Source organism: Pontibaca salina (genome assembly GCF_016307205.1).
GTDB classification, from domain to species: Bacteria; Pseudomonadota; Alphaproteobacteria; order Rhodobacterales; family Rhodobacteraceae; genus Pontibaca; species Pontibaca salina.
The window spans coordinates 22030-40260 of sequence record NZ_JAEIJD010000007.1; the positions used below are offsets into that span (position 1 = coordinate 22030).

Below are 18231 nucleotides of genomic sequence, written 5' to 3' on the forward strand. Positions count from 1 at the left end.
TTGACGATAAGACGCGGATGGCCACCAAACTGCCCATCGATGACGCCCTGCCCGATCTGATCGCCGCGCTGCGCTGCCACAGTCGCGCGGTATTGCAAGCCCCGCCGGGCGCAGGCAAGACCACGCGGGTTCCGCTGGCGCTGCTTGCTGCGGGACTGCTGCCCAAGGGCCAGCGCTTGCTGATGCTCGAGCCCCGCCGCCTGGCCGCCCGCGCCGCCGCCGAGCGGATGGCCGAAACGCTGGATGAGCAGCCCGGCCAGACCGTCGGTTACCGAATTCGCGGCGCGTCCAAAGTCTCGCCCGAGACCCGAATCGAAGTGGTCACCGAAGGTATCTTGACGCGGATGTTGCAAGATCGCCCGGACCTGCCCGGCGTGGGCTGCGTGATCTTTGACGAATTTCACGAACGTTCACTCAATGCCGATCTGGGGCTGGCGCTGTGCCTTGAGGTGGCGGGCGCGCTGCGCGACGATCTGAACCTGCTGGTGATGTCGGCCACTTTGGATAGCGGCCCGGTGGCCGCCTTGATGGATGCGCCACTGGTCACCTCAGAGGGGCGCGCCTATCCGGTAAAGACCCTCTGGCGCGATCAGCCGCTTGCGCCGGGGCCGCGCTGGCTTGAGGCGCTGATCGACCTTGTGGCGCAGGCTGAATCCGAAACCAGGGCCATCGGCGGTGGGATCTTGGTGTTCCTGCCCGGCGAGGGCGAGATCCGGCGCGCCGAAGCCGCCCTCGCCGCCCGCCTTCCCGATAGCTGCACGATTCGGCCGCTGTTTGGCGCGATGCCGTTCGCGGCCCAGCGCGCCGCCATTGCGCCGGAAAAAAAGGGGCGCAAGGTGGTGCTGGCCACGGCCATTGCTGAAACCTCTTTGACGATCCCGGATATTCGCGTGGTCGTCGATGCCGGTCAGGCCCGGCGTGCGCGGTTTGATCCCGGATCAGGGATGTCCCGTCTGGTGACCGAAAGGGTCAGCCGTGCGGAGGCGACGCAGCGCGCCGGGCGTGCGGGCCGCGTCGCCGAGGGTTTGTGTTATCGGCTTTGGTCACGCGGACAGGACGGTGCCCTACCCGCCTTTCCCCCCGCCGAAATTGAGGCCGCTGATCTGACCGCATTGGCGTTGGAGCTTGCGCTGTGGGGCGCGGCGCCTGGCGACCTGCCGTTTCTTACCCCGCCCCCCGACAAGGCGATGCGCGAAGCGCGCGGTTTGCTGGCATTGCTGGGCGCTTTGGACAATCAGGAGCGCATCACCGAACACGGGCGGGCGTTGGCCGCGCTGCCGCTGCATCCGCGGCTGGCACATATGCTGAGAATAGCCGGAGCACAGGCCGCGCCGCTGGCCGCCCTGCTGGCCGAGCGCGATCCGCTGCGCGGTGCACCGGCCGATTTGCTGCTGCGCCTTTCGGCCTTGCGCGACCCGCGCAAATTTTCCCGCGAACGGCCGTTTCAGGCGAACGCCGGCACCTTGACCCATATCCGCGCCGAAGCGGCCCGCCTGCGCAAGCAGAGCAATCCCCGCAATCGAGAGGCGCTGAGTCCCGCCGCCATGGCCGCCATGGCCTATCCCGATCGCATCGGCCAGCGCCGCAAGGGGGACGCGCCACGCTATGTGCTGTCCGGTGGCAAGGGCGCGGTCTTGCGTGCCGGCGATAGTTTAGCCGCAGCGCCATATTTGGTGGCGACCGACCTTGACGGCGATCGGCGTGAAGCAACAATCCGCATCGCGGCGCAGATCAGCGAGGCCGAGATACGCGATTTGTTCGCGGATCGCATCGCGTGGCATGACATCTGTGAATGGTCGCGCCGCGACAACCGGGTGATCGCGCGCCGACAAGAACGCTTTGGCGCCCTGATCCTGAGCGACCAGACTTGGAGCGACGCCCCCGATGAGGCGATTGCCCGCGCCATGCTGGATGGTGTGCGCGAACTGGGCCTGCATCTTCGCGGCCCTGCGGCCCGTCTGGCGGCACGGGTCGAATTGGTCCGCGCCGAAGGGCATGATCTGCCTGTTTTCTCGCCTTCAGGGCTGATGGTGGAGCTGGAACAATGGCTGCTGCCCTATCTGGGCACTGTGCGCAGTGCCGCGGACTGGAAGGCTTTTGACCTGTTGCCGGCACTGCAATCACGGCTGAACTGGGAACAGATGCAACGCATTGATACCAGCGCGCCTGCCCATTTCGCGACCCCGCTGGGGCGGCGCGTGCCAATCGATTACAGCTCGGACGCGCCCGAGATCGCCTTACGATTGCAAGAACTGTTCGGCGTTACCCGCCACCCCACAGCCGCAGGGGTTCCGCTGAAGATCACCTTGCTGTCGCCGGCGCAGCGCCCGGTTCAGGTCACCCGCGATCTGCCGGGGTTTTGGACCGGATCCTATAGTGATGTGCGCAAGGACATGCGGGCGCGCTATCCCAAACATCCCTGGCCCGAAGACCCGACACAGGCGGATCCGACCTTGCGTACCAAACGGCGCAGTTAGATCGGCTTTCTCCGCGCGGCCGCTCTATTTCTCCGGCCAATTACCGTGATGCTGGCCCGGTCTGTCGATCCGTCCAAACCCGTGCGCCCCGAACACATCCCGCTGCGCCTGAATCAGGTTCGCAGTGCCGCGCGCGTGGCGGATGCTGTCATACCACGCCAAGCCAGCCGATAATGCCGGTACCGCAAGCCCTATCCCAAGTGCTGCCGTCACAACCGTGCGCAGCGCGCTGATATTGTCGCCCAGCATGGCACGCAAAGGATCGGCCAGAAGCAGCGGCGGGTCGGCCCGCAAAGCCACCGTAAAATCGTTCAGTAGTTCGGAGCGGATGATACATCCAGCGCGCCAGATTTCGGCAATCCTGGCCAGATCGAGCGCCCAGTCGAATTCGCGCGAGGCCGCAGCCAACACTTCGAAACCCTGCATAAGTGCAATGATCCGCCCCGCAAGCAGCGCGTGTTCCAACTCTTCTGGGGTGGGCAGATCGCTGGCCCCTGCCCCCGCAGGCAGCAACGGTGCCGCCATTTCACGGAGATCCTTTTGCGCCGACCAGGCACGCGCGCCCACCGCCGCCTCGATGGTGCTGGCGGACTGGCCCAGCTTCAGTGCTTCGATCACGGTCCAGCGCCCGGTTCCCTTCTGTCCAGCCACATCCGCGATCACATCCACCATGGGATGTCCGGTTTCTGAATCGGACACCGACAACACCAGCGCGGTGATTTCGATCAGATAACTGTGCAGCGGCCCCCGGCTCCAATCCGAAAAAAGGGTCGCGATCCGGCCGGCGGACCAATCTGCTCCATCGCGCAGCAGACCGTAAACTTCCGCGATCATCTGCATGTCGGCATATTCGATGCCGTTATGGACGGTTTTCACAAAATGTCCGGCCCCGTCCGGCCCGACGCGGGCAACGCATGGATCGCCCTGATAGTGCGCGGCGATGGTCTCGAAAATCGGGCGCAGCCGTGACCAGCTTTGCGCGCTACCGCCAAACATCATGGACGGGCCATGCCGCGCGCCCGCTGCCCCGCCCGACACCCCCAGCCCGACATAGTGCAGCCCTGCGTCGCTCAGGGACGCCGCACGCCGGTTGGTGTCGTTAAAATCCGCATTGCCCGCGTCGATGATCGTATCGCCCGGCGCAAGCAGCGGCGCGATCTTTGCGATCACCTTATCTAACGGAGCGCCGGAGGGAATCATGAACAGCACCACCCGAGGTCTCGCCAGCGCCGCGATAAAGTTCTCGACCGTGTCGGCCCCGGTCAGATTGGCCGCCAGGCTGCCGGCCCGCTGCAGGAAGGGGGCGATCCAGTCTGCCTCGCGGTTGGCCACCGCTACCGTGATCCCGTGTCCGGCCAAATTCAGCGCCAGTGCACTGCCCATTGTCCCCAGACCGTAGATCCCGATTTGTGCTGTAGGCATCTGTCTGTCCTCGCTGGCTGGCATTACGAGCCTATGGTAAAGTCGCACATAAACAAGGGTGCACAGGGTTTGGCATTTGACTCGAACTGGTTTAGTGTCATGTCAAGTAATAATAACAAAACAGGCAGCTTGAACAATGACCGGAGCTTTGAAGAAGGCTTGGACTGAAATGGTCCTTCCCCTGATCCAGCGACCCAAGCGGGTCCAGGTGGCGGCGCTGTGTTATCGTGTCGATGACACCGGCGAAAAGGTGCTGCTGATCACCAGCCGGGGCTCCGGGCGCTGGATCTTGCCCAAGGGTTGGCCCATCGACGGGCTGAACGGGGCCGAGGCGGCCCTGCAGGAGGCTTGGGAAGAGGCCGGAGTGAAAAAAGCCGAAATCGACAACAAGGCCATCGGCCAATACGAGTTCGTAAAAGGCATGGACACCGGCGGTGAAGTGCCCGTGCGCACCCATGTATATCTTGCTCGGGTGCACAAGCTTGCCGACGATTACCCCGAGGTTTCCGAGCGCAAGCGCAAATGGGTCACCCCTGCCGAAGCTGCCAAAATGGTCGATGAGCCGGGCCTGCGAAAAATCCTGCGCGATCTGCAATTGGGCAACGGGTAAAACTTGGCGTGCGGCAATTCATTGCACTGGCGCCAGCGAAGGCTTAGACGCGCCTTTGGGGATCACAATGGATTCTTGATGTAGAGGCAACAAGCCTATGTCAAAAAAACCACAAGGCAGGCGGTGGAAGACGCTCGACACTGATCTGAACCGGATCAGCAACGTGGAATATGCCACCGCTCAGGTGTCGCGTCCCCTCGTCGCGTCCGGAATCGCGCTGGCCTTCATTGTCATCGCCGCATTGCTGGCGGCGGTGTTTTTCGATCATACGCCGATCAACCTGATCGTCATCGCCGCCGCTGCGTTCGGGGCCTATATGGCCCTGAATATCGGGGCCAATGACGTCGCCAATAATATGGGGCCGGCGGTTGGGGCCAATGCCCTGTCGATGGGCGCGGCAATCTTGATTGCAGCCATATTTGAGAGTGCCGGCGCGTTGTTGGCCGGGGGCGACGTGGTGTCGACGATCTCCAAGGGAATCGTCAGCCCCAGTGCAATGCGCAACACCGATGTGTTCATCTGGGCGATGATGGCCGCGCTGATCTCCTCGGCGCTCTGGGTCAATCTCGCGACTTGGATTGGCGCGCCGGTTTCGACCACGCATTCGGTTGTCGGCGGGGTTCTGGGCGCTGGCATCGCTGCGGCCGGCTTCGCTGCAATCAACTGGCCGATCATTGCCGCGATCGCCGCAAGCTGGGTTATTTCGCCGGTGCTGGGCGGGGGGATCGCCGCCGCGCTGTTGTGGTTGATCAAGGCGCGGATCATCAACCGCGAGGATAAGATCGCCGCCGCACGGGTCTGGGTTCCGGTTCTCGTCGGGCTGATGGCGGGGGCGTTTGCCACCTATCTTTTGATCAAGGGGTTGAAACGGCTTATCGAAGTCAATCCCAGCACGGCACTGATATCTGGGGTGATCATTGGCGCGCTCATTTGGCTGGCCACAATTCCGTTGATTCGCCGCCAGTCCGAAGGGCTGGAAAACCGCAACAAGTCACTGAAAGTCTTGTTCGGACTGCCACTGATCATTTCGGCGGCGCTGCTGAGCTTTGCACACGGGGCGAATGACGTTGCCAACGCTGTCGGGCCCTTGGCGGCAATTGTTCACGCGGCCGAGTTTGGCGATTTCTCGGACCGGGTGTCGATCCCGATGTGGGTCATGGTGATCGGTGCTTTTGGCATCTCGTTCGGGCTATTTCTGTTTGGGCCGAAATTGATCCGCATGGTTGGCAGCCAGATCACCAAGTTGAACCCGATGCGTGCCTTTTGCGTGGCGTTGTCCGCCGCGATCACGGTGATCGTGGCAAGTTGGCTAGGCCTGCCGGTCAGCTCAACCCATATCGCCGTCGGCGGCGTCTTCGGTGTCGGCTTTTTCCGTGAGTGGTACATGGAACGGCGGCTGCGCAACAACGCAAGTGGCGGATCCAAACCCAAGTCGATCTCGCTCGAAGAGCGCGCCCGCCGGAAACTGGTCCGCCGCTCACACTTCCTGACGGTTATCGCAGCCTGGGTCATCACCGTGCCCGCAGCCGCTTTTCTGTCGGGAATCATCTTCCTGCTGCTCTACGCGATTCTCGGCTGATAGAGAATCCGCCGTCTCACCGGATGCCTGTGCTTGCGACCTTAGATTGACGCAGGCACAGGCCCCGGCAAGACCAGAATACGGGGTTTCAAGCGCCCAGACACCAGCGCATGATCGCTTTTTGCGCATGAAGGCGGTTTTCGGCCTCGTCAAAGATCACCGATTGCGGACCGTCCATAACCGCAGACGTGACCTCCTGACCGCGGTGGGCGGGCAGGCAATGCATGAACAACGCATCCGGCTTGGCGGCGGCCATCAGCTTTTCGTTGACCTGATAAGCCCGCAACATATTGTGGCGGCGTTCGCGCGAAGATTGCGCATCATGCATGGACACCCAGGTGTCCGCAACCACCAGATCGGCGTTTTCGACCGCTTTAAAGGGATCACGTTCAATCTGGACAGTGCTGCCCTGATCGCGGGCAAAACCGATGAAATCGCTTTCCGGATCAAGTTGCGCCGGACCGGTGAAAGTGAGGTCGAACCCGAACTGCCCTGCCGCATGCAGGAACGAGGCGCAGACATTGTTGCCGTCGCCGGTCCAAACCACCTTCTTGCCCTTGATCGGACCACGATGTTCTTCAAAGGTCAGGATATCGGCCATGATCTGGCAAGGATGGCTGCGGTCAGTGAGCCCGTTGATCACCGGCACATCGGCATATTCGGCCATCTCGTAAAGCACCGCTTCGTCAAAGGTGCGGATCATGATCATGTCGACATAGCGCGACAGGACACGCGCCGTATCGGCGATGGTTTCGCCATGGCCTAGCTGCATATCACTGCCCGACAGGACCATGGTCTGGCCGCCCATCTGCCGTACACCCACGTCAAAACTGACCCGGGTGCGGGTTGAGGGTTTCTCAAAAATCAACGCCACCATGCGCCCGGCCAACGGCTGGTCGTCGTCAGCGGCCCCCTTGGGACGCCCGGCCCGGGCGGCCTTGGCCCTGCCTGCCTGGTCGATCATCGCGCGCAGCGCGGCGCGGTCGGTTTTGTGAATGTCGAGAAAATGGTTCATGGGCCATCGCCTTTTGCTGGGTGTGGGAGCAGGGGCCAGCCCCCGCACCCCCGGGATATTTGGCTGCAAGAAGAAAATCAGGGCGTGGACAGAGTTGCGGCGGCGCGGTCCAGCCGGTCGATCGCGATCTGGATGTCTTCGTCAGCAATATTGAGCGGGGGCAGCAGGCGCAGCACATTGTCCCCTGCCGGAATCGTCAGAATTTCGGCGGTATAGCCGGCGGCGACCAGATCGGTGTTGGGCTGCTTACATTTCAGCCCCAGCATCAGACCGGTGCCGCGCACCTCTTCGAAATTATTCGGATGTGCAGCAACCAAAGCTTCCAGTTTTTGCCGCAGAAGGCCCGCCTTACGGTTGATTTCAGATAGGAATTGCGGGTCGGCGACGATGTCCAAGACCGCACAGCCTACGGCGCAGCCCAGCGGGTTGCCGCCATAGGTCGAGCCATGGGTGCCGGCGATCATCCCGCTGGCGGCATTTTCGCTGGCCAGCACCGCGCCGAGCGGGAACCCGCCGCCAATGCCTTTGGCGACCATCATGATGTCGGGCGCGATTCCTGCCCATTCGTGGGCGAACAATTTACCGGTGCGGCCCATGCCGCATTGCACTTCGTCCAAAATCAGCAGGATGCCATGGTCGTCGCAAAGCTGGCGAAGCCCCTTGAGGCATTCATCGGATAGCGGGCGGATGCCGCCCTCGCCCTGCACGGGTTCGACCAAGATCGCGCCAACCGTGTCGGAGAGCGCGGCGCCCACTGCATCAAGGTCACCCCAAGGGAGGTGGATGAAACCGGGGAGGAGCGGACCGAAGCCCGCGGTCATCGCCTCGGACCCCGCCGCCGCGATCCCGGCAGAAGAGCGTCCGTGGAAGGACCCCTTGAAGCTGATGATGTCGGTGCGCTCGGGGTGGCCTTTGTCGTGCCAATATTTGCGCGCCATCTTGACCGCGAGTTCGCAGGCCTCGGTGCCGGAATTGGTGAAGAACACGGTATCGGCGAATGTGAGTTCGACCAACCGATCCGCCAGTGCCTGTTGTTGCGGTATTTGGTAGAGATTCGAGACATGCCACAGGGCTTGCGCCTGGTCAGTAAGGACCTTGACCAGTGTCGGATGGGCATGGCCGAGCGCGTTGACCGCAATCCCGGCGCCCAGATCGAGAAAGCGGCGGCCGTCGGCCTCGGTCAGCCATGTGCCCTGCCCCTTTACAAAACTAAGCGGCGCACGGTTATAGGTTGGCAGAATGGACGGCATCATCGGATCATCCTTTATTCGGGCGATGGCCCTGTAAGTGCAACACAAGGGCGACGGGGTCAACGATAAGGAAAGGCTGGCCTCAGGCCTTCAGCCGATAACCGCTTCGCAGCATCCCCCAAGCCACAACCGAGATTGCCACCGTAGCGATTGCGCAGATCACAAGGCCGAGGCCCGGAGAACTGTCGGACGCGCCAATCATGCCAAAACGTACCCCATCAATCAGATAGAAAATCGGATTTGCATGGGTGACCTGGCGCAGCACCGGCGGCAGCGCATCAATCGAATAGAAAGTGCCTGACAGGAAAGCCAGCGGCGTGACGACGAAATTGGTGATCGCCGCCATTTGGTCGAATTTATCGGCAAAGATCCCGGTGACGATCCCCACGCCGCCCATGAAAGCCGACCCGAGCAGAACGAAACCCAGCACCAGCACCGGATGTTGCGGTGTGATGCCCAAGGTCAGCCATACCCCGATTGCTATGGCCAGCGCAACGATCAGGCCGCGCACCATCCCGCCGACCAAATAGCCAATAACCAGTTCGGAACCCGACAATGGCGGCATCAACGTGTCAACGATATTGCCCTGCACTTTCGCCACCAAGATTGACGAAGAGGTGTTCGCAAATGCGTTCTGGATTACTGTCATCATCAAGATACCGGGTGCAATGAATGTCAGAAAGTCGACCCCCATCACATCGCCCCGTTGCGGACCCACAGCGATTGTGAAGATCAACAGGAACAGTGCTGCGGTTGCCAGCGGGGCCAATATGGTTTGCGTCCAGACCACCAAGAAGCGGCGAACTTCACGCTCGGCCAGGGTGTAAAGCCCCATCCAATTTATCCGGCCGAACCGGCGAATGCCGGGCTGGACGATCTCGTTCATACTGCCTGCTCCTGAAGTCTCTGGCGCCGTCTCTGGCGTATGTAATGCTGTATCTCGCCTTGTAACTCGACACGCAGTGATTAAAATAGGGGATATCAAGGAAATTTTAGAAACGGCTGCAAGGGTGGCTGTTTTCAGTTGGAAAGGCAATGCATGTCGTGGACTGACGAGCGCGTGGAAGTTCTCAGAAAAATGTGGGGCGAAGGCCAGTCGGCAAGCCAAATCGCCAAGGAACTGGGCGGTGTGACGCGCAATGCTGTTATCGGCAAGGTGCATCGTATGGGGCTGTCTAACCGCGCAGCGACGGCTGCGGCCCCGAAAGCCGAACCCAAGGCGAAACCGGCGACACCGTCAGCTGCTGCCGCCAAACCCAAGGCAGAGGAAAAAGCGGAAGCCAAGCCGAAGCCGACCATCAAAGCCGAAGCCCCCGAGGCCGCTCCCGAGGCAGAGGCGGAGGCGCCAACACCGACGATTGTACCTCATGTTCGCCGACCAATCATCCCGGCGGGGCAGCCGTTGCCGCCCCAACCGTCGGCCAACGAAATCAGCCCCGAGGCTCTGGCCAAGGTAAGCGAGGTCGAAAAAAAGGCCAAGCGGATCGGCTTGATGGAACTGACCGAGCGGACCTGCAAATGGCCTATCGGTGACCCCGCAACCGAAGATTTCTGGTTTTGCGGGCTACCGGTTCAGGCCGGCAAACCCTATTGCGAGGCACATGTCGGCGTGGCCTTTCAACCGATGAGCGCGCGGCGGGACCGCCGCCGCTGAGCGAGTGCTTCAGACGCTGGCGCTGGGACGTTCACAGATGTGTTCATACCAGGCCAGCGTTGCCGGATTGCCTTGCGGTATTCGCATTTTGATGACGCGGGCGAATTCTACCATCACAAAACAACTGATGTCGGCCAGCGTGAAGCGGTTGGTGGCAATAAACGGGCTTTGCTGCAAGCGGGCTTCGAGCAGTTCAAAGAACGCATTCACCCGCTGGCGGCTCCGTTCAGCTAGGTCGGGGATCTGCGCGTAGTCCGCTGGCCCCGGGATCGCCCGGCCTTTCATTGCGGGATGGGAATTGCGAAAGGCATCAAAGATCGCCTGGCCGCCCTGCTGTTCGATCACGGCATTCCAGTTCAGAACCGCTGCCTTTTCTTCTGCACCCTGTCCCATCAGAGACGGTTCAGGGTGCAAGTCTTCGAGATAGGAGGCAATGGCGACCGTCTCGCTCAGCGCTTGTCCGGCTTCGGTCACCAGAACCGGCAAGGTGCCGCGTGGATTGATCGCCAGAAAATCCGGGGACAGCTGTTCGCCGTTGGCAATGCTGAGCTCACGGGTTTCGATTTCGAGCCGTTTTTCGGCAATGATCATCCGCACCCGGCGCGGATTGGGGGCGGTGGTGCAATCGAAAAACAGCATTGGCATGGTTGGTCCCTTCCAGCATGGCCTGCCAGCGGTGGCGCGGGCATCAGCGCGATCCTTAGCGATGGCCAAAGCCGCAGCCCTCACGGTGCTATTCCAAGCGGCCTTGGCGACACGGGCCATATGGTTCAGCGTCAATCCGGAAAAGTCGAGTCTTTCCAGCACAGGTGCGCGGGTGAATGCAAGGTTTACGCGGCTGCAGCTTTCGTTACGACCCGGCAAAGCCTATATGGCGCGATACATGACCCATCGTCACCGCCACAGCGAAACCAACACGCCATATCTGTGGTCTTGGGCTACTTGCCCCTACCGCCGCGCGTTCGGGCGGCCTATATACGCCACAGCAAAACACTCGAGGTAACCCATGTCATTTGACCGCAAGATCAAGATCGCCCCTTCCATTCTGTCGGCCGATTTCGCCAATTTCGGGGCGGAATGCGAAGCCATCGAAGATCAGGGTGCCGATTGGGTTCATGTCGATGTGATGGACGGGCATTTTGTACCCAATATCACCTTCGGCCCCGCCATGTGCGCAGCGATTCGGCCGCATATCCAAGGCGTGATGGATGTGCACCTGATGATCTCGCCGGTTGATCCCTATATCGACGCTTTTGCGCAGGCCGGAGCGGATGTCATCACCGCCCATGTAGAGGCCGGGCCGCATATCCATCGCACGCTTCAGGCGATCCGTGCCGCCGGGGCCAAGGCCGGTGTCGCGCTAAATCCAGGAACGCCCGCAAACGTGATCGAGCCGCTGCTCGACATGGTTGATCTGGTCTGCGTGATGACAGTGAACCCCGGTTTCGGCGGACAGAAATTTCTCGACATGACGGACAAGATTCGCACCTTGCGCGAAATGATCGGCGACCGTCCCGTCCATATCGAAATTGATGGCGGCGTTGATCCGTCCACGGCCCCACTGGTCGCGCGCGCCGGGGCCGATGTGCTGGTCGCTGGTTCGGCGGTATTCAAAGGTGGCTCAGTCACAAATCCGCAGGTCTACGGCGATAACATCCGCACCATCCGCGAGGCCGCCGAAGGGGTTTACGCGTAACCGAAGTTAACGCCGCCCGAGCGCTCAGTTGGCGGCCAGTTTTGCGCCGCCGCGCCCATCTTCAGCCGGATTATTCAACCGACATCGGAACCTGTCGGTCAGGATTGCGTTTGCTTCATGGGCGCGGAAAATCGCTCGCCGCCGGAAAACAATCGATCCGAACTGAGAGGACGCTAATGAATAGAATAATTTATCTCGTCGGACTGGTCGTCGTCGTGCTGTTGATCCTGTCCTTATTTGGTCTCACATAAACACTGAACGCCCTGCGACTGGCCGATAGCAAGACCCAGTCTCAGCCTCAGCCAAATAAATTACTCTGGCCGCTGGGGTCTGGGGCCGGTGGCGTCAGCCCTAGATGGGTCCAGGCCTTATGCGCCAGCATCCGGCCCCGCGGTGTGCGCTGGATCAACCCTTGTTGCAGCAGGAACGGCTCAATCACCTCTTCCAGCGCATCGCGGCTCTCGCTCAATGCCGCGCTCAAGGTCTCAATCCCGACCGGGCCGCCGAGGTAATTTTCCGCAATCAACAACAGATAGCGCCGATCGGCGCCGTCCAGCCCCAAATGGTCCACGCCCAGCCGCGTCAGGGCGCGGTCCGCCAGTTCACGCGTGATCGTGCCGTCGCCCTCGACCACGGCGAAATCGACAACCCGGCGCAACAGACGCCCGGCGATCCGCGGTGTGCCACGGGCCCGGCGGGCAATTTCGCGGGCGCCGGACTCCTCGGCCGGCGCGCCCAGCTTTTGGGCATTACGGGTGACGATCTCGTGCAATTCATCGACAGTATAGAACTGCAACCGGGTGGGAATGCCGAACCGGTCGCGCAGCGGCGTGGTCAGCAGCCCCATCCGCGTTGTCGCGCCAACCAGCGTGAACGGCTGCAGCTCGATCCGCACGGTCCGCGCGGCGGGGCCCTCGCCGATCACCAGATCCAGCTCGAAATCCTCCAGCGCGGGATAGAGCACTTCTTCGACGGCGGGGTTGAGGCGATGGATCTCGTCGATGAACAGCACATCATGTTCTTCGAGATTGGTCAGGATCGCCGCCAGATCGCCTGCTTTGGCCAGAACCGGCCCCGACGTCATGCGAAACCCCACCCCCAGCTCGCGCGCCATGATCTGCGCCAGCGTGGTCTTGCCCAAACCGGGCGGGCCGTGGAACAGGGTGTGGTCCATCGCCTCGCCGCGCATCCGGGCCGATTGGATGAACACGCGCAGGTTGGCCCGCGCTTCGGCCTGCCCGATGAAATCATCCAATGCCTGAGGGCGCAAAGCGCGGTCGTTATCCTCGGGCAAAGGATCGGGGCGCAGGGTCGGGTCAGGATCGGTCATTCAGCTCTTTCCACCATGCGCAAGCCTAGCCTTTGGGGGCCAGCAATTTCAGCGCCGCGCGTATCAGTGCGGCCTCTCCCGCCTCCGGCGCCGCGCCTGCGGCTTCGGCGACCGCTGCCGCCGCCTCCGACGGGCCATAGCCCAGATTGCCCAAGGCTGACAACGCATCGGCTTGTGCCGACCGACTGCTTTGCGGGGCCGGGGCGTTGGCGGCGGTCACCGCAGGTTCAATGACATCGCCGCCCGTATCGGCGGGTTCGATCGCCTCTGCCCCGCCCATCGCCATGACGGCAGGAGCCTTGTCCTTTAACTCCAGAACGATCCGCTGGGCCGTCTTCGGGCCTACGCCTCTGGCAACCCTGACTGCGGCCCAATCCCCCAATGCGATTGCCCGGCTCAACCCGTCGGGTCCGACCGACCCCAATACCGCCAGAGAAACCTTGGCACCGACCCCCTGAACTGATGTCAGCAAGCGATGCCATTCCTTCTCCATCATGCTGGAAAATCCGTAAAGCTGTAACAGGTCCTCGCGGACCACCAGATCGGTATAAAGCGACACCGCCTCGCCGACACCGGGCAAAGCCGCCAAGGTGCGCTCGGAGCAGAACACGATGTAGCCGACGCCTTGCACGTCGATCAGAACATGATCGGACCCACGCCAATCCAGCCGCCCCCGCAACCGCCCGATCATGACCGCACCTCCCGCAATACAGTGCGCTCCGCGGCGCGGTAATGGGCGTGACAGATCGCAATCGCCAGCGCATCCGCGGCATCAGGCCCCGCCGGATCGCAGCCCGGCAATTGCAAGCGCACCATATGCAGGATCTGCGCCTTGTCGGCATGCCCCACACCCACGACAGTTTTCTTGACCCGGTTCGGGGCATATTCGCCGACCACAACGCCCGCCTGAGCCGGCACCAAAAGCGCCACCCCGCGCGCCTGCCCCAGCTTCAGCGTACCGGCTCCGTCCTTGTTCACAAAGGTTTGCTCGATTGCCGCCTCACCGGGCAGATAGGTCGCCCAGATGTCACTTAATTGCCGGTACAGTGACAGCAAGCGCATCGCCAGATCATCCCCAGACGAGCGGCACTCTCCGTTCGCGACATGGTTTATCCGCGCGCCGCGTGATTCGATCACGCCCCAGCCCATGGTCCGCAGTCCCGGATCGATACCCAAAATTCGCATTTGCCTGCCCCACGCGCCTGCACATTGTTATTTTTTAAGGCACTAGCACGAAAGGCGAACATGGTCCACGCATTTGCAGCCAGACCCAAAAACGACAGGGAATTGTCTCTCAGCGACACCACCCCCTGAAAGCGACGCTTTATCGATCCAATACGCCATTTTAAAAGCGGTTTTATGCCGCTTTTACAACGCGCTACCAGCAGAAACTGAGACATGCACTTAGCGCATGGATTGCATGCTTTTTTGGCTCTTGTTCTTTTTGAATACGGAGGCTAACTGCGATTCATGTGACACGCAGCGCTCGGGCGCACAAACAGTAAAGGATCTGGATATGGCCGCTTTTGACACCACCCGTACCACCTATGGCGCGCCCGGTCTTACTGGCCGTTCCAGCGCCGTTTTTACAACCCTTTTCGGTCGTATCGCAGCCTGGAATGACGCAAGGTCAACTCGCAAAGTTCTCAATGCGCTTTCCGACCGAGAGCTCGCGGATATCGGCATTGCCCGCAGCGAGATCGAGATCATCGCGACGGGAAAACGCACCCGCTAAAATCTATCGGTATGTTTGCGGCAGCCCACTTCACGAACGTCGTGCCCGCGCGGGCGGGGCAGCAAGAGGCTGCGGGGCTGACCCAAGCTGAGGTCCGATAACCGTCGATGCAAAACCCGACCAGACAACACCGCCAGGGAAAAGCTCGGGCGGTGTTGCAATGCCCTGCCGTATCTTGGCAGTATTTATGCGGGTTTGGACAAGAGCAATGTGGTCCAGTCGCCGATCTGGGTGTCGGACAGGATATCAATGCCATTTTCTGCGTAAACGGCAGCGACCTCTGAGGCCTGCTCATTCAATAGACCCGACAGAATCGCATACCCGCCCGGCGCAAGGTTGGCCGCCACATCTGGGGCCAGCGCCACCAGCGGACCCTTGAGGATATTCGCAAAGATCAATTCATACGGGGCATGCCGCGCCAGTTCAGGATGATCAAACCCGGCCGCTTCCAGACAGGTCACACGTCCTTCCATGCCGTTTGCCACCAGATTGGCCTGCGCCACCTCGACAGCGACCGCATCGATATCACTGGCCAGCACCGTTGCATCCCAGACTCGGGCCGCTGCCATCGCCAAAACCGCCGTCCCGCACCCGATATCCGCAACCCGAGCGGCGTCCACTCCCTGTTCGAGCAAGTGATCCAGCGCCCGCAGACAGCCCAGGGTGGTCCCATGATGGCCGGTGCCAAAGGCCATCGCCGCCTCGATCAAAAGGGGTACACACTCCTCGGGGATCTTGTCGGCGTCATGACTGCCATAAACGAAAAACCGCCCGGCCTGCACCGGCGCCAATTCGCGCCGCACATGGGCGACCCAATCGGTTTCGGGCAGTTCAGACACGGTAAACGGACGGGCGTCATGGGCCGCCGCCAGCAGATCCAGCGCGATCTCATCCGGGTGTTCGGTGAAATAGCCGCCCACCTCCCACAACCCGGAACCGTCCTCAACCTCGAACACACCAACACCAGTCGGCGTTGGCTCAAGCTTTTCCATCGCAGCGCCCAGTCGCTCGCCGGCAGCTTGTCCGGTCAGGGTGGTCAGGGCCGTGAATGTTGGCATCGCTGCCTCCTCTTTTTGTTCCTCAGCGCCTATGGCCGGCACGCGCTGAGGTCAAGTTGGCGCGCGCGGTCCCGGCTTTCTTCTTGCTCGAAATATCCCCGCCGGAGGCAAAAAACTCTTTGATGCACCGTTCACAAAAAACTCTGTGGGTCGATATCGACCGCCAGCCGCAAATCGCCCCTCAACCGCAACGGCGCAATCCAGCGTGCCAACGCCTCCTGCAACGGGGCCCGCCTGTCAGCCTTGACCAGCAGCCGCACCCGGTGCCGGCCCCGGACCCGGGCGATCGGGGCCGGTGCCGGGCCGAAAACCTGCGCGCCAATACTGCGCAGCGCCCCATCATTGCGCGCCAGCGTGTTACCCGCATCAAACACCTGCTGCATCTGCGTGCCCGACAGGATAATCCCGGCCATGCGCCCATAGGGCGGCACGCCAGCGCTTTGGCGGGCCTGCGCCTCAGCGCGCCAGAATCCGTCTTCGTCGCCCGCCAGAATGGCCCGGATGACCGGATGTTCGGGCTGGAAGGTCTGCAACAACGCAATCCCAGGCCGCTCGGCACGGCCCGCGCGCCCAGCCACCTGCCGCATCAATTGGAAAGTATGTTCTGCCGCGCGCAGATCCGAGCCTTGCAAGCCCAGATCGGCGTCGATCACCCCGACCAAGGTGAGCAGAGGAAAGTTGTGCCCCTTGGCCACCAATTGCGTGCCGATGACAATATCGGCAGCCCCCGCCGCAATTTCTTCAATCGCCGTTTTTAAAGCACGGGCCGAGCCGAACAGGTCCGAACTCAGCGTCGCGATACGCGCCTCGGGAAAAAGCGCCGCTGCCTCTTCCGCCAGCCGCTCGACCCCAGGGCCGACCGGCGCCAGCCGGTCTTCGGCCCCGCAAGACGGACAGGTCTTGGGAATCGGGCGCGTCTCGCCGCATTGGTGGCACATCAGCTGCTTCAGAAACCGGTGCTCGACCATGCGCGCGTCGCAATGATCGCAGCCGACCTGCTGTCCGCAAGCCCGACATAATGTCACCGGCGCATAGCCGCGCCGGTTCAAAAACAGCATCGCCTGTTCGCCCAGTTTCAGGCGTGCGCGCACCGCATCTCGCAAGCTGGGCGAAATCCAACTTGCAGCCGGCATCTTTTCGGCGCGCATGTCGATGGTGGCCATGTCTGGCAACACCGCCTCGCCGAACCGGCTGGTCAATTCCACCTTGGCATATTTCCCGGCTTCGACATTGGCCCAGCTTTCCAGACTGGGCGTGGCGCTGGCCAAGACCACCCGGGCACCGCAGATCGCTGCGCGCAGCACCGCCATGTCGCGGGCATTATATAAAACCCCTTCTTCCTGTTTGTAGGAATTGTCGTGTTCCTCATCGACGATGATCAAACCCAGCTCGCGAAAGGGCAAAAACAGCGCCGAGCGTGCGCCCACCACCAGTTGCGCCCTGCCCTGCCCGACCATGCGCCAGATCCGGCGCCGCTCGGTCATGGTGGCCCCCGAATGCCATTCCGCCGGCCGTGCGCCGAACCGCGCCTCGACGCGGGTCAGGAATTCCGCGGTCAGCGCAATCTCGGGCAACAGCACCAGCGCCTGCCGGCCTTGCGCCAGACATTCGGCCACCGCTTCAAGGTAAACTTCAGTCTTGCCCGATCCGGTCACCCCCTTCAGCAAGGTCGTACCATAACCGCCCGCCCGCAGCCCGTCGCGCAAGACATTGCTCGCGCCCGCCTGATCCTCGGTCAACGCCTTGCCCGGCCGTGTCGGGTCGAGATGCGGAAACGGCAAATCGCGCGGGCTGTCTTCCTCGCGCACCGCGCCCGAGGGGACCAACCCTTTAACCACCGAAGGCGTCACCCCCGCCAGTTCGGCCAGTTCCTTCAGCGTGAAGGCCAGCCCGCCGTGATCTTCCAGCGCTGTCAGAACCCGATCGCGGGCATCGGTCATCCGCGCGGGCCGGCCCTGCCCGCGTCGATAGATCCGGCGCATGGATGGCGGATCCGCCAAGCCCGGCGCGCGGGTGGCCAGCCGCAACATTGCGGGCAGCGGCGTCAACGTGTAATCGGCAGCGCGTTGCAGAAACACCCGCATCTCGTCGCGCATTGCGGCGACATCCAGCACCCGTATGACTGCGCGAATCTTCGTAGCATCAAAGTCGCCCTTGCCCGTTCCCCAGACCACGCCCAAAACCTTGCGCGGGCCCAGCGGCACCTCGACAAAAGCCCCCAGATGGCAACCGCCTTCGGGAGCACGGTAATCCAGCACCCGGTTCAATGGCTGCGTGGTCAGCACCCCGACCAGCGTGCCTTCGTCATAAAAATCGGGCAAAGTCACGTCGCCGCCTTTCCGTTTCAGGGGTTCCAGCATTTCGCTCCATCAGATAAAGGCCTAGACTAGACAAGGCCAACCCAT

16 protein-coding genes are annotated in these 18231 nt (G+C 62.0%); 6 read left to right on the plus strand and 10 right to left on the minus strand.

The genetic code is table 11. The features are described from left to right. Positions 1-17: 17 nt before the first annotated feature. The gene (gene hrpB / locus JAO82_RS09745) at positions 18-2477 is read left to right on the plus strand and encodes an ATP-dependent helicase HrpB (RefSeq protein WP_198686291.1); all 2460 of its coding nucleotides are present in this window, start codon (positions 18-20) and stop codon (positions 2475-2477) included. 24 nt (positions 2478-2501) lie between these two features. On the opposite strand, the gene gndA is transcribed toward hrpB, so the two are convergent. Next, positions 2502-3899, minus strand: a complete 1398-nt coding sequence (gene gndA, locus JAO82_RS09750) for an NADP-dependent phosphogluconate dehydrogenase (RefSeq protein WP_198686191.1) — start codon at positions 3897-3899, stop codon at positions 2502-2504. A gap of 136 nt (positions 3900-4035) precedes the next feature. Here gndA and JAO82_RS09755 point away from each other — a divergent pair, with 136 nt between their 5' ends. After that, a complete protein-coding gene (locus tag JAO82_RS09755; RefSeq protein ID WP_198686192.1) occupies positions 4036-4509 on the plus strand; it encodes an NUDIX hydrolase in 474 nt (157 codons plus the stop codon). A gap of 97 nt (positions 4510-4606) precedes the next feature. Continuing rightward, positions 4607-6088, plus strand: coding sequence for an inorganic phosphate transporter (locus JAO82_RS09760; protein ID WP_198686193.1), 1482 nt, complete (start codon positions 4607-4609; stop codon positions 6086-6088). Positions 6089-6176: 88 nt separating this feature from the next. On the opposite strand, the gene argF is transcribed toward JAO82_RS09760, so the two are convergent. From argF to JAO82_RS09775, 3 genes are all read right to left on the minus strand, one after another. Further along, positions 6177-7103: an ornithine carbamoyltransferase gene (gene argF / locus JAO82_RS09765; protein ID WP_198686194.1), complete on the minus strand. Its 927-nt coding sequence runs from the start codon at positions 7101-7103 to the stop codon at positions 6177-6179. A 77-nt stretch (positions 7104-7180) separates the two neighbouring features. Then, positions 7181-8356, minus strand: coding sequence for an aspartate aminotransferase family protein (locus JAO82_RS09770; RefSeq protein ID WP_198686195.1), 1176 nt, complete (start codon positions 8354-8356; stop codon positions 7181-7183). A 79-nt stretch (positions 8357-8435) separates the two neighbouring features. Next, entirely contained in the window at positions 8436-9239 is an 804-nt protein-coding gene (locus tag JAO82_RS09775; protein ID WP_198686196.1) for an ABC transporter permease, read from the minus strand. Between the two features lie 153 nt (positions 9240-9392). Between JAO82_RS09775 and JAO82_RS09780 the strand changes: the two genes are divergently transcribed. Next, complete coding sequence (locus tag JAO82_RS09780) at positions 9393-10007, plus strand: GcrA family cell cycle regulator (RefSeq protein ID WP_198686197.1); 615 nt, start codon at positions 9393-9395, stop codon at positions 10005-10007. Positions 10008-10016: 9 nt separating this feature from the next. Here JAO82_RS09780 and JAO82_RS09785 read toward each other — a convergent pair whose 3' ends face one another. After that, entirely contained in the window at positions 10017-10814 is a 798-nt protein-coding gene (locus JAO82_RS09785; protein WP_332872515.1) for a glutathione S-transferase family protein, read from the minus strand. Between the two features lie 199 nt (positions 10815-11013). Between JAO82_RS09785 and rpe the strand changes: the two genes are divergently transcribed. After that, positions 11014-11703 (plus strand): ribulose-phosphate 3-epimerase, encoded by a 690-nt coding sequence (rpe, locus tag JAO82_RS09790; RefSeq protein WP_198686198.1) that lies wholly within the window; start codon positions 11014-11016, stop codon positions 11701-11703. A gap of 298 nt (positions 11704-12001) precedes the next feature. Here rpe and ruvB read toward each other — a convergent pair whose 3' ends face one another. The 3 genes from ruvB to ruvC are packed head-to-tail and all read right to left on the minus strand — an operon-like array spanning position 12002 to position 14218. Further along, a complete protein-coding gene (ruvB, locus tag JAO82_RS09795; RefSeq protein WP_198686199.1) occupies positions 12002-13033 on the minus strand; it encodes a Holliday junction branch migration DNA helicase RuvB in 1032 nt (343 codons plus the stop codon). 25 nt (positions 13034-13058) lie between these two features. Then, positions 13059-13724 carry a Holliday junction branch migration protein RuvA gene (gene ruvA, locus JAO82_RS09800; protein ID WP_198686200.1) on the minus strand — a complete coding sequence of 222 codons (666 nt, stop codon included), beginning with the start codon at positions 13722-13724 and terminating at the stop codon, positions 13059-13061. Further along, a complete protein-coding gene (gene ruvC, locus JAO82_RS09805) occupies positions 13721-14218 on the minus strand; it encodes a crossover junction endodeoxyribonuclease RuvC (RefSeq protein ID WP_198686201.1) in 498 nt (165 codons plus the stop codon). Before ruvC ends, ruvA begins: the two co-directional genes overlap by 4 nt. A 331-nt stretch (positions 14219-14549) precedes the next feature. On the opposite strand from ruvC, the gene JAO82_RS09810 reads away from it, so the two are divergent. After that, on the plus strand, positions 14550-14768 hold the full coding sequence (locus JAO82_RS09810) for a DUF1127 domain-containing protein (RefSeq protein ID WP_198686202.1): 219 nt from the start codon (positions 14550-14552) through the stop codon (positions 14766-14768). 185 nt (positions 14769-14953) lie between these two features. Here JAO82_RS09810 and JAO82_RS09815 read toward each other — a convergent pair whose 3' ends face one another. Both JAO82_RS09815 and JAO82_RS09820 read right to left on the minus strand, forming a co-directional pair. Then, positions 14954-15826, minus strand: a complete 873-nt coding sequence (locus JAO82_RS09815) for a 50S ribosomal protein L11 methyltransferase (protein WP_198686203.1) — start codon at positions 15824-15826, stop codon at positions 14954-14956. A gap of 131 nt (positions 15827-15957) precedes the next feature. After that, a complete protein-coding gene (locus tag JAO82_RS09820; RefSeq protein ID WP_198686204.1) occupies positions 15958-18186 on the minus strand; it encodes a primosomal protein N' in 2229 nt (742 codons plus the stop codon). Positions 18187-18231: the final 45 nt, after the last annotated feature.